6 protein-coding genes are annotated in these 3784 nt (G+C 57.9%); 3 read left to right on the top strand and 3 right to left on the bottom strand.

Going from position 1 to position 3784, the window contains the following annotated elements:
* Window positions 1–116: 116 nt before the first annotated feature.
* The 3 genes from NW839_RS13150 to cobU are packed head-to-tail and all read right to left on the bottom strand — an operon-like array spanning window position 117 to window position 1730.
* Window positions 117–674 (bottom strand): hypothetical protein, encoded by a 558-nt coding sequence (locus tag NW839_RS13150; RefSeq protein WP_414352032.1) that lies wholly within the window; start codon window positions 672–674, stop codon window positions 117–119.
* Window positions 656–1135: a CRR6 family NdhI maturation factor gene (locus NW839_RS13155; protein WP_414352031.1), complete on the bottom strand. Its 480-nt coding sequence runs from the start codon at window positions 1133–1135 to the stop codon at window positions 656–658. The genes NW839_RS13150 and NW839_RS13155 overlap by 19 nt, the downstream gene beginning before the upstream one ends.
* A 37-nt stretch (window positions 1136–1172) precedes the next feature.
* On the bottom strand, window positions 1173–1730 hold the full coding sequence (gene cobU / locus NW839_RS13160) for a bifunctional adenosylcobinamide kinase/adenosylcobinamide-phosphate guanylyltransferase (protein WP_414331153.1): 558 nt from the start codon (window positions 1728–1730) through the stop codon (window positions 1173–1175).
* A gap of 230 nt (window positions 1731–1960) precedes the next feature.
* Between cobU and NW839_RS13165 the strand changes: the two genes are divergently transcribed.
* From NW839_RS13165 to NW839_RS13175, 3 genes are all read left to right on the top strand, one after another.
* Entirely contained in the window at window positions 1961–2455 is a 495-nt protein-coding gene (locus tag NW839_RS13165) for a CatB-related O-acetyltransferase (RefSeq protein WP_414344544.1), read from the top strand.
* A gap of 101 nt (window positions 2456–2556) precedes the next feature.
* Entirely contained in the window at window positions 2557–2835 is a 279-nt protein-coding gene (locus NW839_RS13170; protein ID WP_041436124.1) for a hypothetical protein, read from the top strand.
* A gap of 57 nt (window positions 2836–2892) precedes the next feature.
* Window positions 2893–3696 (top strand): hypothetical protein, encoded by an 804-nt coding sequence (locus NW839_RS13175; protein WP_414380703.1) that lies wholly within the window; start codon window positions 2893–2895, stop codon window positions 3694–3696.
* The last annotated feature ends 88 nt before the right edge of the window (window positions 3697–3784 follow it).

The raw sequence follows: 3784 nt of genomic DNA on the forward strand, positions 1-3784 counted from the left end.
GCCTTCCTGCTCAGAGATAGGCAGGATGCGATCGCTTCTTTCCTGAACCATGTTCAGGAGAGTTCAGCGTAAATGTATCAGGAACGGTTCGAGCCGCAGGGATCAGTGGGTGGCGCTCAGTTCCTTGGTTGGGCAGCATTGCAGAGCAGCAGGGCATCTGGATCCCAAAGGATCTGCCCATCAAGAGCCATTCTCCCCAACACCGGCATTCCTACTTGGGCTTCCAGGCGCGGGATCAAAGTTGCATCCAGCTTTTCCAAGGCTTGGGGATCCCCAGTTTCGGTCAGGGATCCAATCAGCACCCACCCCAAACCGCGGGCCTTGGCTTGGCGCAACAGGGCGGCAAAAGCGGCAGCTTGGCTCAGAGCGGCCTCCCGCTGCAGCGTCAGCAGCAAGCTCAACCCCCACGCATGGGCCAGATCCGCCCAAGTTTGGCCTGGCCCCAGGGGATCGGCAACGCTGCCCGGCAAAACCAGTAGGGGATCTTTTTCTCCTGCCCACTCGGAGATTTGTTGCCAGAGGGCCTTTAGCTGAGCTTCCGAAGGGTTGGGATCCACTCTGAGCCGGCCCCAAGGGCGTTGAACCACCTGCTGCCAAGCGTCGGCCACTGCCGTAGCTCCTGGGATCCCCGGCCAGGTGTTGGCCACCATCACCTTCATGGCTCTGCCTCCCATAGGCCGAGAAACTCCGGCTGGATCTCGAAGCCAAACACCAAAGCCATATCCCGCAGCATGGAGACGGATCCCAGGTTCTGCTGCTTAAACCACCGCATCAACACAAAGATCTTCTGATAGACAAAGATCTCCAACGCTTCTGGGTTGTAAACAATGCCCTCCCGAGGGTTGAATTGGTGGGGCACCATCATAGCCGCGTAACGGGCCAGTTCTCCTTGGCGCCAATTGAGAAAGTAGGGCATCCAGGGGTAGACCGTATCCCACCGAATAAACCACAGGCGCACCTCCGGGATCTCGGACAGCTCCCGTGGATCCTCAGGGCTGCGCGGCCAATCGATGGCGCATTGCACCTGCTGGGCAGCACGCACGGGATCGGCCATCAAGGTTTTCACCAGCTCATGGCCGGGGGTGAGATCCAGAGTTTGAATGGCCTTGGCAGGAAGGTAGAGGGTAATCGGCACGGCAACACAGCTATCTGGCTTGCAAATGCAGCTTATCTCAGCTCTGCTCTGTCTTGCTCGCCACTGGGATCCCTAGACGGGTGAGATCCAGGGCAAAACCTGCCGTTACCAAAAACACTTGGTCGGCCAGGGGAGCCAGCCTTTGGGTCAGTTCCCCCATCCGATCCCGAAACCGCCGCCCCAGTGGGTAAGCGGGCACCACCCCCCAGCCCACTTCTTCAGACACCAGGAGGATCTCCCCTCTATGGCTTTGCAAGGTTGCCAAGAAGGATTGCACCAAGGGATCCCATTCTGAAGAGGGACAGTCTAGGCCCTGCGCCACCCATCCCCCCAGCGAATCCACCAGCGCACAACAGGGCTGGGGCAACTTTTGCAGTTCTGCCCCCAAGTCCCTCCCGGTTTCCCAAGTCTGCCAACTGGAAGGCCGCCGTTGCCGGTGCTGTTGAACGCGCTCTGCCCATTCTGGATCCGTCTTGGGATCGGGTTTCGGCCCGGTAGCCAGGTAGATAACCGGCAAGCCCGAAGCCGCAGCCAAACCCTCTGCCAGCCGGCTTTTGCCAGAGCGCACAGGGCCACAGATCAGCACAATCGCCATTGGGTAGAATGGAAATCCACTGACGTTTGAGTCTAACCTCGACAACAGCCTTCTGAAGTCCTCAGCCGAGTGGTACCCGGTCAATCCTGAGGCTGAATCTCTATGCCCATCCGAATCGAGCACGCTGCCCAGCTGGAAGAGAAACCTATTTTGCTCACGCCGGTTTAGAGCCTTTTCCTCTGCTCACGATTGGCTCCCTAAGCTACGGATATGAGTTTTTCCTTCATTGGATGGGAGAGTCATCCCGCGTCAAGATTGGACGTTGCACTTCGATTGCAGGAGGGGTGCATTTTTTCGTAGGGTACGAGCACCATACTGACTGGGTTACTACTTACCCTTTCACCCATTTACCTGATTCCTGGCGAGAGCTTCGTGCTTTGAAAGGGCACCCTGTAACTCGCGGAGATATTGTTGTTGGCCATGATGTTTGGATTGGCTATGGCGCTAAGATTCGCTCGGGGGTAACCATTGGAAATGGAGCAGTTGTTGGAATGGGTGCTGTGGTAACTCGAGATGTCCCCCCTTATGCCATTGTTGCGGGCGTGCCAGCGAGGGTGGTTCGCTACCGTTTTGCACCTGAAGTGATCGAGTGGCTTATCCAACTTGCTTGGTGGGATTGGCCCCTTGAAGCCATACGCCAGGCAGCACCTCTTCTCTGTCGGCCACTAGATCAGGAAGCAATGTCAGGGCTTTCTCAGATCAAGCAAAGCCTTCTTGCTGTTTGAAACTACTTGAGAAATTCCCCGCAGGCTAAGATGAGAGTTGGTTACGCTTGAAAAAACAATCTCGAATAACCTGACTGTACTTCAGGCTCAAAAGCTCGACCATGACAGATCCCAAGCCAATATCTCCGCCTGAACAAAAGGCTGCTTCGGCCTCTTTTCGATCTGCTCAACCGCTCTGGCTCAGCCTAGCGCTGGGGATCACCACTGCTCCCGTTTTGTTGGGCTTGGTCTTGGCAGATCGGGCCGGGAAATGGCTGGGATCCCTGAGCTGGGAAGATCCGGGTTGGTGGCTGGGGGAGCGGCTGCCCAACTTAGACAGCGCCCCGCTACAGGCCCATGAGCAACAGCGCAAAAACTCTGCCCCGGTCGAGAACCCCTAGCTTCTCTGTCACTTTCGTATCATAGGAAAGCGAACTAGCAGCAGGAGTTAACAGCCTTTGCGTAGACCGGCCAAACCGTCTCAGGAGTTCGCCTCCACATTCTCGGGGGTGCTGTTCTGGCTGAGCGCGTTTCTCTTCACAACGGTGTTGAGTGCTTGTCTGGGCTACCTATTTGGTCAGCGAGCTCTATCGGGGGTTTCTTCTCCCGTCACCGGCGCCGGTCGGGCTTCTCCTTCCCGCGAAGTTCGGGATCCCCGTACTGTGCCTTTGCTGAACGAGGCTGAGGTAATTGCAGCAGCCGAAGCCAGCCTTCGTCCGTCCCCAACTCCCACCCCCCTCTTTACCCCAGCACCCACGCCGGTTGCAACTCCCACTCCAACACCCACCCCCAGATTGTCTCCTGAATTGGCGGCGGCCCCGTCGCCAACTCCTCGCCCCGCCACTCCATCTCCTCCACCTCCCCGTCCGCGTCAGCAGGACGGAGTTCCTGCCCCGCCGGCGCCCACACCACCTTCGCCCCCCCTACCAATTGCCGCCAGTGGACAGGTCTCTATGCAGGTGCTTTCGGTTCGTCGCGAGGGAAGCCAAGTGGTTCTGAATGTAGCTATGCAAAACAACTCGGCAGAGACGGTGCGCTTTCTCTATAGCTTCCTGAACATTACTGACGACAATGGACGGTCAATCAACGCGCTCACCCAGGGTTTGCCGGGGGAGCTGCCCCCCAATAGCCAAGTCTTCCAGGGAACCATCCGCATCCCAGCCTCGAGCCTAGCCGGATCCCGATCCCTGTCCCTGAGTTTGGCTGATTACCCCAGCCGCCGCCACCGAGTGGGAGCCAGTGGGATCCCAGTGCCGCCGTAACACCCCTCTTCCTTTAGCTTCAGCTAGAAATCGCAGGAGCCCCGCACTGTACCCGTAGGGTCACTGCCGGGAGGAATGCGCTTTGATG

The organism is Synechococcus sp. R5-15 (genome assembly GCF_047462035.1).
Taxonomy (GTDB): Bacteria; Cyanobacteriota; Cyanobacteriia; order Thermostichales; family Thermostichaceae; genus Thermostichus.

Excerpts from the sequence above, each read along its gene's own strand:
- NW839_RS13150 (WP_414352032.1), bottom strand. The coding sequence starts at position 674 with ATGGGAGGCAGAGCCATGAAGGTGATGGTGGCCAACACCTGGCCGGGG.
- cobU (WP_414331153.1), bottom strand. The coding sequence starts at position 1,730 with ATGGCGATTGTGCTGATCTGTGGCCCTGTGCGCTCTGGCAAAAGCCGG.
- NW839_RS13165 (WP_414344544.1), top strand. The coding sequence starts at position 1,961 with ATGGGAGAGTCATCCCGCGTCAAGATTGGACGTTGCACTTCGATTGCA.
- NW839_RS13170 (WP_041436124.1), top strand. The coding sequence starts at position 2,557 with ATGACAGATCCCAAGCCAATATCTCCGCCTGAACAAAAGGCTGCTTCG.